Below are 15,624 nucleotides of genomic sequence, written 5' to 3'. Positions count from 1 at the left end.
TGCTCGCACTTATAGCTAACGTGACATGCTTATATCTTATTTCTGGTCATCGAGAAGATGGCGCACATATGAAAGCCAGTTGGATTTTCTCAGCGAATGACGTTGTGGTAAATATGGGCGTCATATTTGCCGGTGTACTCGTGGCATGGACGGGATCAGCTTATCCAGACTTAATCATTGGTATACTGGTTTCTTTATTCGTACTTAATGGTGCTCGAAAGATTTTGGCTTTGAAGTAAGGTACAACAAGAGTTATACCGAGCGAACCAATACTAAAAACCCCAGCAGGATGCCGGGGTTTTTTCTTTTCTAAACATCTGGGGTGATTGATTAAATGGTCATCTAAAATCAGTATGATAGTTCAATCTCCCCCCTCGAATAGGCTTTTTCATAGATTTATCACATTCCCTCATTTTCATAAGCTAAACTAAATATAGTCGAAAATTCAATTGAGTTATTCCCCGGCTTTTAAATAGCGGTATACCGCTTGACGACTAATACCGAATGCCTGACCTAATGCCATTTTTGAAGGATATTTCCCTTCCTTCCATGCTTGTCGTAAAGCTTCAGCCTGCTCAGGTTTCAATTTATGTACCCGACCTTTGTACTTCCCTTGAGCTGATGCCAGTTTAATTCCTTCCTTTTGCCGCTCCAGAATAATCTCACGTTCGAACTGTGCAAAAGCACCCATCAGTTGCAGCATCAAATTATCCATCGGAGTGGATTGGGCCGTAAAAGTAATATTTTCTTTTACAAACTGGATGGAGATCCCTCGTTTGACCAGTTTATCTACTTCAGTCACCAAATCTTTTAAGCTTCGCGCAAAACGATCCATGGAATGTACTATCACCTGGTCTCCTTCCCGGACATAATTCAACATTTCTTGAAATTTCGGTCGGTCGGTATTTTTACCTGACGCACGATCAACAAAAATCCGGTCGACTTCAATTCCCTCAAGTTGACGTCCAGTGTTTTGCTCGACAGAACTGACCCGGACATACCCTACTTTTTGGCCTTTCACTTTTTCACGCCCCAATTGAAGAAAAATGAACAATTTCGTAAATTATAAATTTTTAATACCAAAGTTACATGTTATATATGATTAAAAATCATTTAAATGGTACATAATTTTACGAACTTTTAGGCTGTTACTTTAGGGTGTAGTCTAAAGTAACAGAATGAATATTCTGCCCCCGATAGAAACAGCCGTACTCAGGGGGGAGATTTTTTTGATGTGCAGGTGCCGAATAGACTAACCAAAGCAAATAAAACTGAAGAATATGAACTTAATGCTAATTCACTATATGAAAATGAGGTAATAAGAAATTTTAAGTCAAAAGGAATAAGATAACCTAGCTTAAAAAAAATACCAATTATTAGGGGTAATATTGCTAATACAGGAATAATATTAATTATTTTTTTAAAGTGATTTTCATTAATTTCAATCATAATAAGTTCATTTCCCCATTAAAAATAAAAAAACATAAAGAAAAATTAAGATACATAGACTCAAATTTAACTAATAAATCAATATAAATTATTAGAATTTTAAATTTGAGTTATATTGAAATTTAATTTTATTTAGTTGCCCTATCTTCATATTTTTTAACATAAAACTTTCCTAATCTACCGCCAATATCTGGTACATAATCAGGATCATCCATTCTATTTAATACATCAAGTAACTTTCTTAAAACGTCATACCAAGCTTCATCTCTATCTGCAAAATTATAAATAGGCATAGCTTTCTGTGGTGCAGCTTGATATTGTGAAAGAATTCTAATGCGTTCCCACATACACGGTTTGAGTATTATTGGGAAAATAACAATGTCTCGGCCTTGATAAGAACTTTTAAAAAGTTCTTTTCTCTCAATCGCAACCATTAGTTCTTTATTAAAAATATACTCATTTGACAGCCAATTCGGGCTAATTAACATACAAATAATATCACTATCCCATAAGTGTTTTTGAATTTCTGCATCCCATACATCGTTAGGAATTAGTTGGCTACAGTGCCAATGATCGATTAATCCCTCTCTTTTTAATGGTTGAAGATGAGTAATAAATTCTTGAACCTCTTTATAATCCTCAGTAGAGTGAGATATAAATATTTTTTTCATAGCTGATTTTTTATTAGTAAATAAACTAAAATCTGCTGAACGATAAATTTTATTTTTATAAGTAAATAAACCTGTAGGGTTTCCATCAAAATTATCTAGGCAATTATTTATACTTTCAACATCAACATAATCAATTTGATTAGGTGATAAAGCAAATTTTTTATACTCATAACCAATTAAATGATTATCAATAAAAGAAATTATATCTTTAAGAAAAACATCATTAATAGGTTGTCTGCTTCTAGAATAACTACTAATACGAATTGAAGGCTTTCTTAAGTCAGAATTATCATCTAAAGGATTGTTAGAGTTATGATCTAGTATTTCCCCTAAATCAAACTCAAGAAAAACTAAAGGTTGTTTTTTATTGCTTTGATTAGTGGCACTCATAGATAGATTTTCAAATAATACTGCTTTATTTTTCCATAATAAATAGTCAACATTTTTTGATGAAGACACTCTACTTAAATTATATTTATATCTAACTAAAACCTCAGTAAAAATATTCACATGATAAAAATCTTCAAATCTATATTCAATAAAAGGGATGTCAAATGATTCTAAAAAAAGTTCCTCAGATAATGTTGTTTTTTCATTAAGATAATTAGGAGCAATATAAAATTTATCATTATCTATTAAATTTGGTGCTTCAAAATAAATTTTATTATATAGCATAAATGCTGAAACATAATCGGCTAAATCATGGTTATTAAAGTTACTTAAGATCTCAATTATTTCGCTTCTCTTATAATAACCGTTATGATTTTCCCTATATAAATTTGAACTCAAAATATCATGAATAATTTCATTGAGCTTTGATAAATTTAAAACAGCATATCTAGATAATATATCAATTTCATCTGGAGATAAAGTATTGTTTTTATTGGATTTATTTAATTTATCTGGAGAAATCCAATAAATACTCATAGTAATATCAAGCCATTCTAGTATTTGAATAAAATTACCTTCCCAAGCAATGTATTTGTTTTCCTCCAAAAATATTTCTTGTATATCATCTATTGAAACAATGATTTCTTGACTCTTTTTAAATTTCTTATTTAAAGATCTTTCTATTTGAGCTAAAATTTTAGGATAACTTTCTTGAGTTGAATAACTTGTAATTATTGATTTTAAGTTTTCTTTAATCTCCTGCTTATAATTATCAAAATGTTCAGAGGTTAAAGGATGAAAATCATGGAATCCAGAAATAAACGGATATCTATTTTTTAAACTTAATCTATTCAGTTCATAATTTGTAAGACTTTTCTCATTAGATATGAAGTTAGGGTTCTGGACTAAATATAATTTTAAATTTTCTTTTTTTATTATTTTTTCATTTTCAAATTCTGTATCGAATACAATTTTTTCCTTATTTACAAAATAAGATACACTACCTAACCAATAATTTAATGGATATGTAATTTCTAGCTTACTCTCATTTTCAGAATTACATCTATTATAATAAGATCGCTGATAAATATATTGTTTATTGCCCCATAATAATATATATAATGCATTTGATGAAAAAAAACTGTAATGAGTATTGTGATAGTAGTCTTGACCTCCAAAGTCAAATCCCTTTACTTCAATTTTATTTTTTCCACTTATAAAATCAAAAGTAAAAATATTAACTCCTTCAGTACTATTTCCATTATATTCGTTATAATCATTATCTTCAGATTTCAAAATTTTATAAAGAGTAGTTTTACCTACCCCTGTGTTTCCTAAGAATATCAGTTTAACTCTATTTACAGTTATGACATCAAAAAATATATCTCTCAACTCCTTGTATTGATCATTTAATTTATCTTTTTTTAATGCTGATAGTATAAGGTCTGGTAAGTTATTTTTTTCTAAATTTACTTTGATATAAGTATTATCAGGTTTTATTTCAAATATTTTATATGGTAGTTTCAAAAAGTTAATAAGATTATTCCCTACATTTAAAGCAGAAAAACTTTTAGGTAAATCTTTAATTATACTAAATTTTTTAATATTAGAGTTGCTAAAATCTATTTCTTCTATTTCTTTAAATTTACAATCAATTATAACTTCATCTATTGTTTCTAAATTATATTTCAATGATATTTTTTTGAGTTTATCATAATTTTTTTTAAGAATGAAATTTGTAAATTTATTTTTTTCTAATTCTATTGATAATATATTCTTGGGATCAATACCCTCTAAAATATCAAATCTACTAATTTCCGATTGAATATTAATTTTCTCTAATGGGTTATTAGATAAATATATATGTTGCACATTAGGCATTTTGTTTATTATATTAAATTCTTTAATGTTATTATTATTAAAATTTAACTCCAATACTTCACTTAAATCAATAAAATCAAAATATTCTAATGAATTAATTCCTAAATTTGATAAATCAAGCTTAATTATATTCGACTTATCGTCAAAAATTACTCTGCTTTCTATTTCTATAATATTTATATTAGATACATGATCTACTACATAATTAATGACTTTATTCAAATGTTCTTCTTTTATTTTTTGTAGTGCTTGGAGTTTAATTTCTTTTGGATCAGGTTTTATAAAAGTATGCTTTTTTCTTACTTCTACATTAATAGTTTTTTCTTTTTTAGCTGAACTAGGTAATCTTGTAGTACTTGTGGTCCTGCGCTTAAGTGTAATACGACCTTGATTTTCATCGACTGAACGCTTCTCTTTTATATAAGATACTAAGGCATCCTGTTCTTGGGTTGAAATGATGCTTTCAGCCTTACGTTGTGGTAATCCTGCTTCTTGTATTAGCTCTAAAATTCTATTTGCTGGACTCCCTACGCTTAGAGCTAGTTCTTTTACAGTCTTATCAGTCATGTTTTACTCTGAATTAAATTTAAAAAAATTACTATTGAAATCTCGAAATTTCTCGATGTGCAAACTCGTTAATATGTATAAGAATAATTTACTGCTGATTTACGGTCAGCTTCATATACTATTCCGCCAAAATTTACTAGATCCGCTGTTACATTTAAATGAGGATGATTTTTTGTGGGAGTGACACATTGAACAAATCTTGCTGGAATAAATTTAGCTGTATTCCCTGCTGTCCAACTATATTTGGATCCATGATGAGGTACTTGAACTATTTTGAGTGATTGCCAACGATTTCTCCCGAAATGTATTTCCATATCATCTACAACGTTACATGACAAATTTATATCGCCCGTAAGTAATGTTGCATGACGAGAGTTATATAAATTTGAATTCGTTTTTAATGGAGCAGCATACATGCATAAAGAAATATTATTTTTAGCTTTCCCAGTATGGCCAAAATGCTGTTCATAGCAGTTCTTTAATATTTTGCGCCAGTTTGCCGGCAGTTTATTTATATGTTGATTTAAACCTAATGAGATAATAATTTGTTCAATATCAGCCTTCACTATAGACAGAGCTTTACCTGACTTTTTGGCAAAGCTTTGTCCTCCTGACTTATAAATAAGACCAAGTTCAGAAAAATTCTTTTCTGCATTATAGAACATGAATTCAAATGATTTACTCAAATCATTAATTGGTTGAAGGTGATTTATCTTCATTACTTTAATACCGGAATGCTGAAACGGTATATCAAAGTCAAAAAATACCGAGACTGCTGCATCTGGTGGATAATCTTGGGGTACATCTGGGCTGTCTAATGAATCTTTATTTAGCGGTAATGTATCGTAATCTTGGGCATTTCTTCCTTCTACTAATACAATTTCACTTATCCGATTATCAAGACCATTAACTTGCAACCACTTAGCTGGGTTCAATTGAAATAGTGCTACTGAAGGCGTAATACCTTTTTTTCCGAGTATTGATATTTCTCGTATAGTTTGTGGCCATTCAGTATAAGGAAGTACTAACCTTTTCACATAAAAATTTTTCAGTAAGATCTCAAGACCATTCACATGATCATTATCAAAATGTGAAATTACCAACATATCAATCGTTTTAGAGGATTGAAACCAAACTGGTAAACTATTTACCGTATCTAGAATGATCTTTTTACTCGTAGAACCGCAATCATATATCCAATTAAAAACTTCACTGTTTCGTGCACTTAGTATTTGTCCACTAAATAAGGTTCCATTGCCTACAGCGTGAAAACATTTTCTAACTATGTGTGCCATTTATTGTTCCATCAACATGAATTCGACATAGGGTATGAAATAGATACATCAAAACATTGAACAAAATTGTTGATTGGAACTAGTTCATGAAGTAATTATTCATAAATTTAATATTATTTTCAATAAATTATTAATTTAATTAATTAAATCTCATATTTTTATTATGAAGTGGACTTTAGGTGAACATAAGTTAAATAAATAACACCTGCTAACTTGTTCATTATTTCTGATATAGATTAAATCAGGTTTTATTATCTGTCAAATTAGTAATGCACTTTTATGTTTGCTTCAGTTAAATAGGTTTTCTTTAAGGTCTTATTCTATAAAAAGAAAGGTCTACATTTTAAGACACCAAATCAAATGGCAGAAGATTTTTACAAGTCGGCTGCCTAGAATCTCACAAGTGAATGTCTCCTGCTATTTCAGCACACATCAATGTTAATTACGTTTAAATTCCAACCCTCTCATTTTTCAACTAGCTCAGGTTATAATGATGGCCTCCCAAAATATGGTTGATCTATTATGAACGCCTCCAATGACCCTCTACACGGCAAAAAACTTGCTGACATTTTGGATGAATTATTAGATTACTACGGTGGCTTTGAGGGCTTAAGTCGTAAAATTGAAATTAGATGTTTTTGCATAGATCCAAGTGTTAAGTCATCATTGCGATTTTTACGTACCACACCATGGGCACGTGAAAAAGTAGAAAGCTTATATTTGTATGTCTTATGCCAAAAAGCCAAACAGAAATCGTAGCTTTCAAAACCCCAACCTCAGTCTAATATTTTATACCAAACAGTAAACTAAACCTATTGAATAGCCAATGATTTTGTAGACACCTTTTAATTGGTGGTGGGCTGCCACCACTCTCCTAGCAAAATTTAGTCTATATCCCTATGGTTTATTTAAAAACTTATTTTCTATCTTTACTAGGCTGTATGATCAAAATCATACTGGCACTCAACACTGTAAATTTGAGAATGAATCTGTAAGTACAGAGTCACTCCCTATCGCTAAAGATATTAGAAATAGCTACATAAAGTTTATTTCTAGCTTATTCAAATTTGTCGTTAAAATTAGGTTTTACTACGGATGAACAATAATTTTTACTGCAGACTCATTATTATGAATCAGTGTTTCAAAGCCTTTAGAAACAAGATCATCTAATGCAATACGTTGGGTAATAAAAGGTTCTAGATTAATCTTACCTTGCTCGACTAAGCGGATGGTTTCCTGATGGTCATTTACATAAGCAATCGTGCCACGAATATCTAGCTCTTTCATAACCACACTATGCACATTAATTGTGGCAGGATGGCTCCAAATCGAAACGATAACGACCACACCAGTTGGTTTCATCGCCGCCACCAGTGTATCCATGACTTTATTAACACTACTACATTCAAAAGCGACATTAACACCACGGTCTTCCGTAATTTTCATCACTTCAGCGACCACATCAACCTTAGATGGATCTAGCACATAATCTGCAACACCCGCTTCTATCGCTTTTTCTTTACGCTTTGCACTCAATTCAGTAATGATGACCGTGAGACCTTTAGCCTTTAAAATGGCTGATAAAAGTAAGCCTATAGGGCCTGCTCCACCAACCAGTGCTATATCGCCAGCTTTTGCACCACTTCTGACATAGGCATGATGACCGACAGATAAAGGTTCTATCAATGCGGCCTGATCTAAGGGAATATCATTTGAAATAGGATGTACCCAACGTCGTTGAACTGCAATTTTTTCAGAAAGACCGCCGCCACGTCCGCCTAAACCAATAAAGTTCATATTTTTTGATAAATGATACTTATCATTCAGGCCAGTCGGGACATCATCCGCAATAATATAGGGTTCAACTACGACATGTTGTCCAATTTGGATATCGTCTACACCCTCACCAACTGCATAAACTACGCCTGAAAATTCATGTCCCATTGTTACAGGTGCAGATTCTCCCGAAATTGGGTGTGGATGACCACAAGGTGGAATAAAAATAGGGCCTTCCATGAATTCATGTAAATCTGTACCGCAAATACCGCACCATGCAACTTGAATTCCCACTGTGCCTGGAAGTACTTTCGGTTCAGGGATATCTTCAATTCGAATATCCCCTCGATCATAAAAACGAGCTGCTTTCATTCTGTATTCCTTATGTTGATATTAACGGTAAACCATTCCACCATCTGTCAAAATAGACTGACCTGTAATGTAGTTTGCATCCTCACTGGCTAAAAATGCAACTAATGCAGCCACGTCATCTGGTGTTTCAGCACGTCCTAAAGCAATACCATCTACATATTTTTTATACGTTTGACCAATTGGTGCACCTGTAATTTCAGAGAACCGCTGATCTATTTCGACCCACATGTCTGTGCCTACAACACCTGGGCAATAACTATTTACAGTAATTTCAGCACTGGCATATTCTTTAGCCGCTGCTTGCGTCAATGCACGAACTGCAAATTTAGTTGCCGAATAAACACCGAGTAAAGCAAAACCTTCATGACCTGCGATTGAGCATGCATTAATAATTTTTCCAGCCTGTTGGCGTTGTTTAAATTTATTTGCTGCAGCTTGAATCCCCCAAAGTACACCACCGACATTGATGTTCATAATTTGGTTAAATTCATTCGGTGTTACTTCTGCCAAAGCTTTAACTTGTGCAATACCTGCATTATTGATCATGATATCAAAACCATTAAGTGTCGATTCGGCATGATCAATTGCATGACTGACTTGTATTGGATCTGAAATATCCGCAATAAATGTAGTGGCTTTTACGCCAAAGGCTTCAACCTCTTTTTGAACAACATTTAACTTTTGTTGATGAAGATCGACCAAAGCAATATGAACACCTTCTTGCGCTAAACGTAAGGCAATACCACGTCCAATTCCTTGTGCTGCACCCGTAATTAATGCAACTTTATTGTTTAAACCCCTAGGCATGTTGCGACTCCTTAGATATGAGTTGCACGTTGCATCGCAGACAAGACCGACTCATGCATCGCCTCAGATAAAGTAGGATGAGGGAAAATGACCTGTGCTAAGCTTTCATCCGTAGCTTCTAGGTATTTTGCGATCGCAAAACCTTGGATGTGTTCGGTGACTTCATGCCCAACCATGTGAGCACCCAACAATTCACCCGTTTCCTGACTAAAAATGGTTTTAACAAATCCTGCGCTATCGCCCAAAGCCAATGCTTTACCATTCGCTTGTAAGGGAAACTTACCCACATTGATATTCAAGCCCGCAGCTTTCGCTTTCTGTTCTGTCAAACCAATACTGGCCACTTGTGGATGGGTAAAGATACACCCCGGAATTTGTGTACGGTCTAAAGCATGTACATGACTTAGGCCTGCAATTTTTTCCACACAAAGAATGGCCTCATGACTGGCTTTGTGTGCCAAACAGGGTGCACCTGCGACATCACCAATTGCATAAATGCCCACTACATTGGTTTTACAGCATGAATCGACTTTAATAAAACCATCCTCAAATTCAATGCCCAAAGCGTCTAGGCCAAGATTTTCAGCATTCGGTTTCACGCCAATAGCTGAAAGCACCTTTTCAACAGTAATGATTTGCACACCTGTGGCAGTTTCAATATGACAATGTACTTGAGCCTGATCAGTTTCTATTTTTTTTACAGTCGCTTCGGTTAAAACCTGCATACCCTGCTGTTCAAATTGCTTTTTTACATACTTCGAAACTTCAATGTCTTCGCTAGGGAGAATCTGCTTTGCAATATCAACCAAGGTGACTTGGCAGCCTAAGTCTTGGTATAGGCTTGCAAACTCACTGCCTATAGCCCCCGAACCAATGACCAGTAAAGATTTTGGTAATTGTTCTGGAACTAAAGCCTCTTTATAACTCCAGACCTGATGGCCATCTACAGGAATATGAGGCAAATTGGCCGCACGTGCACCTGTTGCGACAATAATATGCGGTGCAGAAATCTGCTGTTTTTGACCATTCGCATCTGTAAGCTCTAATTGCTCTTTGGCAATAAACTGGGCTGCTGCGTTAAAAACAGTGATTTGATTTTTTTTCAATAATTGACCGATACCTTGCACCAGTTGCTCAGAAACCTGTCTGCTATGATGGACCAGTTTTTGAATGTCAAAATCAATCGCGTTAAGCGTAAAGCCAAACTGCCCAGCATGTTTGAACTGCTGCGCAAGCGCAGCCCCGCTCAATAATGCCTTAGTTGGAATACATCCCCAATTAAGACACACTCCGCCTAAGTGTTGTTTTTCAACGATTGCCGTTTTTAATCCCAGTTGCGCTGCGCGAATCGCAGCGACATATCCTCCAGGACCAGCACCAATAACCACAAGATCAAATTGTGTATCTGACATGGCTATTCCTCCTACACCAAAATCAATGCAGGATTTTCAACAAACTGCTTAAATGCCGATAGGAATTGAGCACCCAACGCACCATCAATGACACGATGATCACAAGACAATGTTGCGGTCACCATTTCACGAACAACAATCTCATCATTTTCGACGACAGCACGTTTCTCTGCTGCACCTAAAGCCAGAATTGCACCTTGAGGTGGGTTAATAATGGCATCAAACTGTTGAATACCAAGCATTCCCAAATTGGAAATACTGAAACTGCCGCCTTGAAACTCATCAGGTGCTAATTTCCCAGTTTTGGCGCGTGTCGCCAGATCACGCATATCATTGGAAATTTGCGCCAAAGATTTACGGTTCGCTGCTTTAATAATTGGTGTGATCAGCCCGTTTTCGATTGCCACAGCAACCGAAATATCAGCCTGTTCAAACTGTAAAATTTGCTGATTTTCTTCATCAAACTGAACGTTAACCTGTGGAACTTTGATCAGTGCAGCCGCAGCCGCTTTAATCAGCATATCGTTAATGGACAGCTTGACTTGCGGTACGGTACTGTTAATTTGCTGACGCAAAGCCTGAACCGACTCAACATTTAAGTCTATCGTTAAGCGAAAATGTGGTGCATTGCGTTTTGCCGCTTGTAGCCGTGAAGCGATTGCTTTACGCATACCATTCATAGCCACAGCGGTAAATTTTGCTGACTCTGTTGGATGCGCATGGTTAGCATGTTGAGCTTGTACAGGGTTTTCACGTTGATATACAGCTTCAACATCTTCCTTGCAAACTCGTCCACGTGAACCCGATGCACGACAATCATGCAAATTAATACCCCATTGTTTTGCTAAACGGCGGGCAACAGGTGTTGCTAGAACATAACTATCATCTGCTTTAGATTTCGCGGCTTTCGTACTGGCTTGATGACGCACATCTGGCCAAGAACCACCAGCAGCTTGAACTCCGGTCTGAACATCGTGAACACTAATACGACCTTCACGTCCAGAACCAGTAATCTGAGACAAGTTTACATTATGCTTTTCAGCCAATTTCAAGGCATGTGGCGTTGCAAAAATATCATCGCTTTGTTGGAAGCCTTGTAACGCAGCAGGAATAGAATATCCGCCCTGAGCCACAGCTTTTGATCCATTACCAACACTGTTCTGTTTAGGAGCAGCTTGTACTTTGGTTTCAACTTGAGCTACAGCTACTTTTTCAGGAACCGCTGCTACCGCTTTATTTTCAGTTACAGCAGGTGTTCCACCTAAGGACTGTGCAAATGCTTCAACTTCTGCATCGGAAACTTGAGCGTCTGCACAAATTGCAATGACTCCTCCTACGACCAGCGTGTCACCATCTTTAGCAATAATCTTTCGTAGCAAGCCATCGAAAGGCGCTTCCAGAACATTGACGATTTTTGTGGTTTCAATTTCACAAATTTCCTGTCCTTTACTAAATTGAGTACCTTCTTGAATCAGCCATTGGGCAATCGTGCCCTCTTCCATGGACAAACCCCATTTTGGGATTTCTAAGGTTTTAATTTCGCTCATCCTAAGCCTCCAACGTCTTACGTACAGCCTGTTCGATGCGTTCTACACTTGGTAGCCATTCTTTTTCTAATACTGGTGAAAATGGTACGGGTGAGTGTGGTGGAGTGACTAACTCGATTGGTGCTTTAAGAAAATGAAAGCCTTTCTGTGCAATGAGTGCAGCCACATCATGTCCGAAACCGCAACGCGCCGCAGATTCATCTACAATCACCACACGACCTGTTGAAGCCACAGACTCTAAGATGCCATCTTCGTCTAATGGAGAAATGGTGCGAGGGTCAACCACTTCAACCGAAATGCCTTCTTTTGCGAGCTTGTCAGCAACTTCATTGGCACGATGCACCATCAGGCTTAAGGCAATAATGGTGATATCTGTGCCCTCACGGGTGTAATTTGCGACACCAAAAGGAATAGTGTAGGCCTCATCTGGCACTTCGCCCTTAATGTCGTACAACAACTTGTGCTCACAAAAGACTACTGGATCGTCATCTCGAATGGCTTGAATCAACAACCCTTTCACATCATAGGCACTTGAAGGCACCACCACTTTTAAACCAGGCACTGAGGCAAACACGTTATATGGCGACTGAGAATGCTGCGCTGCTGCGGAAAAACCTGCACCGATCATGCCTCTTACAACGAGTGGCGCTTTGGCTTTGCCACCAAACATATAGCGGAATTTAGCCGCTTGGTTATACAGCATGTCATAACACACGCCGTAAAAATCCATGAACATTAAATCTGCCACAGGTCTTAAACCGGTTGCAGCAGCACCTGCCGCCATACCAATAATCGCCGATTCTGTAATCGGGGTGTCAATGACTCGCTCAGAACCAAATTCAGTCCATAAGCCTTTGGTTACACCAAGTACACCGCCAAAACCTTCCAGTTTATTGTCATCTGTATTTTTGCCACCATGCCCACCACGAACATCTTCACCGACCACAATGACACTCGGATCTCGGCGCATTTCTAATTCAATTGCTTCTTTAATCGCGTTTCGATAACTTTTATTTGGCATTTTTCTACTATTCCTTTAGTAAGAGACGTAAACATCAGTAAGTAACTGAGAGACTTCTGGGTACTGAGCTGCGCGTGCTTTTGCAACGGCATCGTCTACATTGGCTTTAGACTGGGCATCAATCGCATCCAGTTTGGCTTCGTCAATTTTATCCTTGACTTTTTCACGGAATATTTTCAATGGGTCTTTATGTTCTTTGACATAATCCAGTTCTTCTTTGGAACGAATAAGCCCCGGATCACCTTCAAAATGTCCATAAAAACGGTTGGTTACCGTTTCAATCACACTCGGACCTTCACCACAGCGGGCACGTTCAATGGCTTTTTGTGCAACTTCATACACAGCAAAAAAGTCTGTTCCATCTACTTTTTCAGCGGGTAAGCCAAAACCTGCTGCTCGGCCTGCAATGTCTTTACTGCCTACGGCATAGTCGTGTGCAGTGCCTTCACCAAAACCGTTGTTTTCAAAAACAAAAATGACAGGGAGCTTTAACACGACAGCCATATTAATGGCTTCAAAAGTTAAGCCCTGATTTGACCCGCCATCACCGGTAAAAGATAGACCAATCCCACCATTTTTCAGTGTTTTAGCACTTAAAGCTGCCCCAATAGCCAAAGGTGGACCACCACCCACAATACCGTTTGCACCGAGCATGCCTTTATCTAAGTCCGCAATGTGCATTGAGCCGCCTTTACCACGACACAAACCATCATCTTTGCCAAAAATTTCTAACATCATGGCATGAATGTCACAGCCCTTAGCAATACAATGTCCATGACCACGATGCGTTGATGTAATGAAGTCCTTGTCTGTTAAATTTTCACAGATCCCTACGGCAACAGCTTCCTCGCCGCTATATAAATGGATGAAACCGGGAATATCACCTGTATTATTTTCATCGTGAAGTCGATCCTCAAATTCACGAATGTCGCGCATTCTTTTGTATGCTGCTAGCAATTGCTCTTCCGTTAATTGCATATCTTTGTTCCTTATTAATTACGCTTAAAAGAAAATCCAAAAATTAATGGTTGAATTTTTAAACCGTATATTTATATAAATATATTTTTATTTAATTTCATATTAGACTAAAAAAATATAATGCATAAAAAGATGAGAAAAATATTAAAAACAGAAGGTTAAGAACTTAAAAAATTTTTTAAAATTTTACAGTAGTTCAATCACATATGAAAACAAACCTTTAACCAACCTTTATTTTATATGATAAGTTTTTTGCACTGTTTTAATATTATTAAAGCACCTAAAAGAGCTTATTTAATATCGGGATCTATATTAATTATTTTAAACGATGGAGTGTTTGTAATGGATTTAAATAACACAGTATTAACTGGAAAGAAGCTACGTGGCGCTGAAAAAATGGCGCGTATTCCAATTAAAGTTGTTCCAACGGAAACGACACCGAAAAAGCCAGAATGGATTCGGACTAAAATTAGTCAACCTGAGGAAGTTCAAATCATTAAGGATTTATTACGACAACAGAAACTACATACGGTTTGTGAAGAAGCGGCCTGCCCCAATTTGCCACAATGCTTTAGCGGAGGGACTGCAACGTTTATGATCATGGGAGATATTTGTACTCGACGCTGCCCATTCTGTGATGTCGCACATGGTCGTCCTAATATCCTAGATCCTAATGAGCCAAAGCATCTGGCTGAAACAGTCAAGAATCTAAACTTAAAGTATGTCGTGATTACTTCTGTTGATCGAGACGACTTAAAAGATGGTGGTGCACAGCATTTTGCAGATTGCATTCGAGAAATTCGTCAAACCAGTCCAGAGACTCTGATAGAAATTTTGGTTCCTGATTTTCGTGGTCGTGCAGATATTGCCCTGAAGATTCTGAGCCAAAACCCACCCGATGTTTTTAATCATAATATTGAAACCGTTCCACGTCTGTATAAAGCCATGCGACCAGGCGCTGACTATAAGCACTCATTGGATTTACTCAAAAAATTTAAACACTACTGTTCTGAAATTCCAACGAAATGTGGTTTGATGGTCGGTTTAGGAGAAGTCGAGGCTGAGGTTATTGTGTTATTAAATGATTTGAAAGATTATCAAGTAGACTATGTCACAATCGGTCAATACTTACAGCCATCTAAATCTCATGCGCCAATTCATCGTTTTGTTACGTTGCAAGAGTTTAAGCATTATCAAACACATGGAGAGCGCTTAGCGTTTAAAAATATTTGGAGTGCGCCATTAGTACGATCAAGTTATTTTGCAGACCGTCAGTATCATGGTGAAGCTGTGCCTAGCCCTTACATGAGCGAATGAATTTTCATCCTATTTACGTTTATTAACATTTCAGATGGAAATAGTCATTTTCAGCTCATAAGAACACTTTTAAAGTAACTCAAGGACTGGTAAAGCCAAAAGATATGATTTAACCAAGCAAAGATAAAAGCATTTAAAATT

11 protein-coding genes and 1 pseudogene are annotated in these 15,624 nt (G+C 36.3%); 3 read left to right on the top strand and 9 right to left on the bottom strand.

All coding sequences use genetic code 11. The features are described 5' to 3' along the window. Positions 1 to 239, top strand: a pseudogene (locus tag NI465_RS14955) (cation transporter); the annotation flags it as partial. 215 nt (positions 240 to 454) lie between these two features. On the opposite strand, the gene NI465_RS14950 reads toward NI465_RS14955, so the two are convergent. The 3 genes from NI465_RS14950 to NI465_RS14940 form a co-directional block, all read right to left on the bottom strand. Next, positions 455 to 1,021: a recombinase family protein gene (locus NI465_RS14950; protein ID WP_104470814.1), complete on the bottom strand. Its 567-nt coding sequence runs from the start codon at positions 1,019 to 1,021 to the stop codon at positions 455 to 457. A 556-nt stretch (positions 1,022 to 1,577) separates the two neighbouring features. Further along, on the bottom strand, positions 1,578 to 4,958 hold the full coding sequence (locus NI465_RS14945; protein WP_253145842.1) for a translation initiation factor IF-2 associated domain-containing protein: 3,381 nt from the start codon (positions 4,956 to 4,958) through the stop codon (positions 1,578 to 1,580). A 68-nt stretch (positions 4,959 to 5,026) separates the two neighbouring features. Continuing rightward, on the bottom strand, positions 5,027 to 6,253 hold the full coding sequence (locus NI465_RS14940; RefSeq protein ID WP_218208690.1) for a ComEC/Rec2 family competence protein: 1,227 nt from the start codon (positions 6,251 to 6,253) through the stop codon (positions 5,027 to 5,029). 522 nt (positions 6,254 to 6,775) lie between these two features. Between NI465_RS14940 and NI465_RS14935 the strand changes: the two genes are divergently transcribed. Further along, a complete protein-coding gene (locus NI465_RS14935; protein WP_104471312.1) occupies positions 6,776 to 7,012 on the top strand; it encodes a VF530 family protein in 237 nt (78 codons plus the stop codon). Between the two features lie 330 nt (positions 7,013 to 7,342). On the opposite strand, the gene NI465_RS14930 is transcribed toward NI465_RS14935, so the two are convergent. From NI465_RS14930 to NI465_RS14905, 6 genes are read right to left on the bottom strand one after another with little or no spacing between them, the layout of a single operon-like run. Continuing rightward, positions 7,343 to 8,401 carry a 2,3-butanediol dehydrogenase gene (locus NI465_RS14930; RefSeq protein WP_253145841.1) on the bottom strand — a complete coding sequence of 353 codons (1,059 nt, stop codon included), beginning with the start codon at positions 8,399 to 8,401 and terminating at the stop codon, positions 7,343 to 7,345. A gap of 21 nt (positions 8,402 to 8,422) precedes the next feature. Then, on the bottom strand, positions 8,423 to 9,208 hold the full coding sequence (locus NI465_RS14925; RefSeq protein WP_180058621.1) for an acetoin reductase: 786 nt from the start codon (positions 9,206 to 9,208) through the stop codon (positions 8,423 to 8,425). An 11-nt stretch (positions 9,209 to 9,219) separates the two neighbouring features. Beyond that, a complete protein-coding gene (gene lpdA, locus NI465_RS14920) occupies positions 9,220 to 10,620 on the bottom strand; it encodes a dihydrolipoyl dehydrogenase (RefSeq protein WP_253145840.1) in 1,401 nt (466 codons plus the stop codon). Positions 10,621 to 10,631: 11 nt separating this feature from the next. Next, positions 10,632 to 12,167 carry a dihydrolipoamide acetyltransferase family protein gene (locus NI465_RS14915; RefSeq protein ID WP_191731423.1) on the bottom strand — a complete coding sequence of 512 codons (1,536 nt, stop codon included), beginning with the start codon at positions 12,165 to 12,167 and terminating at the stop codon, positions 10,632 to 10,634. Position 12,168: 1 nt separating this feature from the next. Beyond that, entirely contained in the window at positions 12,169 to 13,188 is a 1,020-nt protein-coding gene (locus NI465_RS14910; RefSeq protein WP_168158997.1) for an alpha-ketoacid dehydrogenase subunit beta, read from the bottom strand. A 15-nt stretch (positions 13,189 to 13,203) separates the two neighbouring features. Then, positions 13,204 to 14,166, bottom strand: a complete 963-nt coding sequence (locus tag NI465_RS14905) for a thiamine pyrophosphate-dependent dehydrogenase E1 component subunit alpha (RefSeq protein ID WP_180058618.1) — start codon at positions 14,164 to 14,166, stop codon at positions 13,204 to 13,206. 342 nt (positions 14,167 to 14,508) lie between these two features. On the opposite strand from NI465_RS14905, the gene lipA reads away from it, so the two are divergent. Next, positions 14,509 to 15,483 carry a lipoyl synthase gene (gene lipA, locus NI465_RS14900; RefSeq protein WP_004979608.1) on the top strand — a complete coding sequence of 325 codons (975 nt, stop codon included), beginning with the start codon at positions 14,509 to 14,511 and terminating at the stop codon, positions 15,481 to 15,483. Positions 15,484 to 15,624 lie beyond the last annotated feature (141 nt).

Origin of the sequence: Acinetobacter lwoffii (genome assembly GCF_024129855.1) — a bacterium.
GTDB lineage: Bacteria > Pseudomonadota > Gammaproteobacteria > Pseudomonadales > Moraxellaceae > Acinetobacter > Acinetobacter lwoffii_L.
Note: the sequence above shows the minus strand (reverse complement) of the source record. Positions and strands in the feature narration are given on the sequence as shown.